The 4,458-nt window shown below is 70.0% G+C and carries 5 protein-coding genes; 4 read left to right on the forward strand and 1 reads right to left on the reverse strand.

Going from position 1 to position 4,458, the window contains the following annotated elements:
* Nucleotides 1-239: 239 nt before the first annotated feature.
* The gene (locus VJ655_RS04085) at nt 240-1,190 is read right to left on the reverse strand and encodes an acetamidase/formamidase family protein (RefSeq protein ID WP_324109793.1); all 951 of its coding nucleotides are present in this window, start codon (nt 1,188-1,190) and stop codon (nt 240-242) included.
* A gap of 224 nt (nt 1,191-1,414) precedes the next feature.
* Between VJ655_RS04085 and VJ655_RS04090 the strand changes: the two genes are divergently transcribed.
* From VJ655_RS04090 to VJ655_RS04105, 4 genes are read left to right on the forward strand one after another with little or no spacing between them, the layout of a single operon-like run.
* Complete coding sequence (locus VJ655_RS04090; protein WP_324109794.1) at nt 1,415-1,633, forward strand: hypothetical protein; 219 nt, start codon at nt 1,415-1,417, stop codon at nt 1,631-1,633.
* Complete coding sequence (locus VJ655_RS04095) at nt 1,630-3,024, forward strand: AtzE family amidohydrolase (protein ID WP_324109795.1); 1,395 nt, start codon at nt 1,630-1,632, stop codon at nt 3,022-3,024. Before VJ655_RS04090 ends, VJ655_RS04095 begins: the two co-directional genes overlap by 4 nt.
* Complete coding sequence (hpxZ, locus tag VJ655_RS04100; RefSeq protein ID WP_324109796.1) at nt 3,021-3,437, forward strand: oxalurate catabolism protein HpxZ; 417 nt, start codon at nt 3,021-3,023, stop codon at nt 3,435-3,437. Before VJ655_RS04095 ends, hpxZ begins: the two co-directional genes overlap by 4 nt.
* 9 nt (nt 3,438-3,446) lie before the next feature.
* Entirely contained in the window at nt 3,447-4,409 is a 963-nt protein-coding gene (locus VJ655_RS04105; RefSeq protein ID WP_324109797.1) for a nucleoside hydrolase, read from the forward strand.
* Nucleotides 4,410-4,458 lie beyond the last annotated feature (49 nt).

Consider the following 4,458-nt stretch of genomic DNA (forward strand, 5'->3'; position numbering starts at 1 on the left):
CGCCGGCCGGGATGTCGGCCTTCGGCGGCTTCAGCGCGGCCACCGGCGGCGCGGCGACCAGCGGGGGCTCTGCCGCCTTCTTGTCATCGGTGGGCGGGGAGCAGGCGGCTAGGGTCAGCAGGACGACGGAACTGACGAAGACGTTCTTCATGGGCTTCCCTCTCGCACGGCTCAACGCGCGCGTGTTGCTTTCGATCCACCCAGGACGTTCGGGTCAATCGCAAGCCGACACCCCGAAGTCAGAAAAGAACGCCCTTCTTGAGCAGCGCATGTACGCCCTTCTCGCCGTTCACCGTCTGGGTGACGCGGAAGTCCACGGCCAGGGAGCAGAACTGGTAGGCCTGAACGCGGGTCAGGGACGAGCGGGCGATGATGAAATCGATCGTCTGGCGCAGGGCCTGCTTCATGGCCAGGTCCAGATCCTCGTTGAAACCCATCAGGACGTAGTGGGTCGGCGTCTCGGCGCAGGGCCAGGGAAAAGCGCCGATCTCGCTGGCCTTGTGCAGCACGAAGGTGAAGGTTCCCGTCAGGCCCATCTCCAGGGCGTTGACGCAGACCTCGCCGTCGCCCTGGCGGCCGTGACCGTCGCCGACCGAGAAGTTCGCGCCGGGCGCCCAGACCGGCAGGAAGAGGGTCGAGCCGGCGACCAGTTCCTTGTTGTCCATGTTACCGCCGTGCTCGCGCGGCTCTCGGCTGGAGAGGCGACCGTAACGCGCGGGCGGAGCCACGCCCATCGTGCCGAAGAACGGCGCCAGCGGCAATTCCGGGCCCCACTCCGGCTTGCACACGCCGCGCGCCCGGTCGACGGCGATGTGGCTGACATAGCGCTCGGGAAAGTCTTCCGGGATCGTGCCGGCCAGGGGGCGCACGGCGCAATAGCCCCAGTCGTTGTTCGGCTCGATCGCCTCGATGCGAACCTCCAGCATGTCGCCCGGCTCGGCGCCGGCGATGGCGACGGGGCCCGTCAGGATGTGGGGGCCGATGCGATCGGGCTTGCTGTCGTGGATCGCCTGGAGCGCTGGCGGAATGGCGTAGGGCGAGGCCGGCGGCGGCATCACCTCGACCCCGCCCGAGACGCACTCGAAGGTGACGCTGTCGCCCGGCGCGATGGTCAGCACGGGATCAAACGCCGCGTCGAACATGCCAAAGCGGATCGTATCGGGAGTCGAGGCCAGCTGGTGATGCGCCATGAAGTAAGCCTTCTATTACATGGACATCTCGCGCCGATCGGCGCCTCCTCCCAAGCGGCCTCGACCGAATGGCCGGAGGATTGCGCTCCGGCGCCCGTCCCACGGGCGTTCCCCTTCCCGAGTGGCGCGGGCTTGGGCGCATGGCGATGACGGGAACGGCGGGGCTGGCGCGCCCGGCGAACCCCAGTGTATGAAGTTTTTTCTTACTTATGGAGCTTGGCCGAATGGCGCTCGACGCGCAGACGCAAGGATTTCTCGACCTGGCCGAGGTCGAGATCGGTCCCTGGACGGCCGCCCGCGCGGCCGAACGCGAACTAGCTATCCCGCCGGCGGCGCTGCCTGGGGTGATCGAAAACGTCGCCCTGCTGCGCGCCCAGACCGCCCTCTTCGTCGCCACCCTGGGTCCGATCGCCGGCGAGGCTCCGGAGCCTTTCCAGCCGTGACCTTCTGCAGCGTCGTCGATATCGCGGGCGAGGTCCGCGCGGGTCGCGTCACCGCGCGCGCCGTCACCGAGGCCACGCTCTCGCGGATCGCCCGGCTGGACGGCGGGATCAACGCCTTCACCGCCGTGACCCGCGAGCGCGCGCTCGCGGCGGCGGACGCCGTCGACGCCGACCTGGCCGCCGGCCGTCCGCTCGGGCCGCTGGCCGGGGTTCCCTTCGCCGTGAAGAACCTCTTCGACATCGAGGGCCTGGCGACCCTGGCCGGCTCGAAGATCCGCCGCGACGCCGCCCCGCCCGCGCGCGACGCCACCCTGGTCCGGCGCCTGGAAGCCGCTGGCGCGATCCTGGTCGGCGCGCTGAACATGGACGAGTTCGCCTATGGCTTCGTCACCGAGAACGCCCACGACGGCCCTACTCGCAATCCGCACGACCCGACGCGGATCGCCGGCGGTTCGTCGGGCGGGTCGGCGGCGGCCGTGGCGGCGGGCCTCGTCCCCCTGACCCTGGGCTCGGACACCAACGGCTCGATCCGCATCCCCGCGAGCCTGTGCGGCGTGTTCGGTCTGAAGCCCACCTATGGCCGCCTGTCGCGCCAGGGCGTCTTTCCGTTCATCGAAAGCCTGGACCATGTCGGCCCGTTCGCGCGCTCGGTCGAGGACCTGGCCCTGGCCTACGACGTCCTGCAAGGCGCCGATCCCGAGGGCGACCCGATCTGCGTGCGCCAGGCCGAGCCGCTGGCCGACCGCCTCGACGCCCTGGCCGAGCGGCCTCTGCGCGTCGGCGTCCTTGGCGGCTGGTTCCAGCAAGGCGCCTTCCCCGAGGTGCTGGAGGCCCTGGGCCGCGTCGCGGAGGCCCTTTCGGCCATCGACGTCATCACCCTGCCCGGCGCCGCGGCCGCCCGCGCCGCCGCCTTCTGCCTGACCGCCTTCGAGGGCGGCGAGCTGCATCACGGCGACCTGGCGGCGCGGGCCATGGACTACGACCCAGCCGTCCGCGATCGCCTGCTGGCCGGCGCCCTGCTACCCGAAGGCGTCGCCCAGGCCGCGCGACGCTATCGCACCGTATTCCGCGACGAGGTGCGGGAGGCCTTCCTCCGTTACGATCTGCTGCTGGCCCCGTCGTCGGTCTGCCCCGCTCCGCCGATCGGCCAAGCGACCATGGACATGGACGGGGTCCCGGTCTCGGTGCGCAGGAACCTTGGCGCCTTCACCCAGCCGATCAGCTACGTCGGCCTGCCGGTCGTCGCCGCGCCAGTGAACCGGCCGGGTCAATTGCCGATCGGTGTCCAGATCATCGCCCCGCCCTGGCGCGAGGACCTGGCCTTCGCCGCGGCCCTGCGCCTGCAACGTCTGGGCGTCGTCGCCGCTCACCCGCCCAAGGCCGCCCCATGATCGTCAACGATCCCGCCGTCCTGGCCGAGGTCTCCGCCCTGGTCGACGCCTACGAGACGGCCCTGATGGCCAATGACGTCGCGGCGCTGGACGGCGCGTTCTGGAACTCGTCGCACACGGTGCGGATGGGCGTGGCCGAGACCCTGTGGGGATTTTCCGAAATCGCCGCCTTCCGCGTGGGCCGCGCCGGCGGCTCCCCGCCCCGGACCCGGCTGCGGACGCAGATCACCACCTTCGGGTCGGACTTCGCGATCGCCAATGTCGAATTCCGCCGCGACGACACCGGCAGGATCGGCCGCCAGAGCCAGACCTGGATCCGCACCGAGGACGGCTGGAAGGTCGCCTCGGCCCACGTGTCGCTGATGCAGGACGGGGCCGATCAACGGCTCGCCTCGCCAAACGAAAAGCGCTAGAGCCCCCCGATGACGACCAAGATCATCTTCGACACCGATCCCGGCATCGACGACGCCATGGCGCTGCTGTTCATCGAGGCGAGCCCCGCCCTCGATCTGATCGCCGTGACCACCGTCTTCGGCAACGCCGACATCGACACTACCACGCGCAACGCCCTCTATTTGAAGCGCCGCTTCGGCCTGAAGGCGCCGGTCTACAAGGGGACCGACAAGCCACTGGCTCGTCCGCGCAATCCCTCGCCGACCTTCGTGCATGGCGAGAACGGCCTGGGCGACGTCGAGCTGACCGGTCATGTCCCAGAGCAGCCTGAAGCCAAGCCCGCCCACCAGGCGATCATCGACCTGGCGCGCCAGTATCCGGGCGAGGTGGTGCTGTGCGCCGTCGGGCCGCTGACCAATCTCGCCCTTGCCCTGAAGGCCGATCCCGAGGTCGCGACCCTGCTCAAGTCCGTCGTCATCATGGGCGGCGCGTTCGGCGTGGCCGGCAAGCCGGGCAACGTCACCCCCGTGGCGGAAGCCAATATCTGGAACGACCCGGAAGCCGCCGACCTGGTCTTCACCGCCCCCTGGAGCCTGACCGCCGTCAGCCTGGACGTGACCACCCAGGTCGTGATGTCGCCGGCCTATATGGAGGCCCTCGCGGCCACGGGGGGCGACGCCGGCGGCTTCCTCAACGCGATCTCCAAGCCCTACGCCGCCTTCTACGGCGGCCGCGACGGCATTGTCGGCTGCTGCGTCCACGACGCCGCGGCGGTCGCCTTCGTGATCGATCCGACCCTGTTCAAGGTCCGGCGCGGCTCGGTGCGGGTGGTGACCGAGGGGATCGCCCTCGGCCAGACCTGCCAGAAGGCGGTGGGCGAGTTGTTCGGTCCCAGCGCCTGGGATGACCAACCGATCCAGGCCGCGACGGTGGCCGTGGATGGCGAGCGGCTGTTGAAGCTCTACGCCGAGACGATGACGGCGGGCGGATAGCTCAAAATCCTCCCCCTAGCGGGGGAGGTGTCGGCTCGAAGAGACGACG

This window comes from Caulobacter sp., from assembly GCF_035254145.1.
Taxonomy (GTDB): Bacteria; Pseudomonadota; Alphaproteobacteria; order Caulobacterales; family Caulobacteraceae; genus Caulobacter.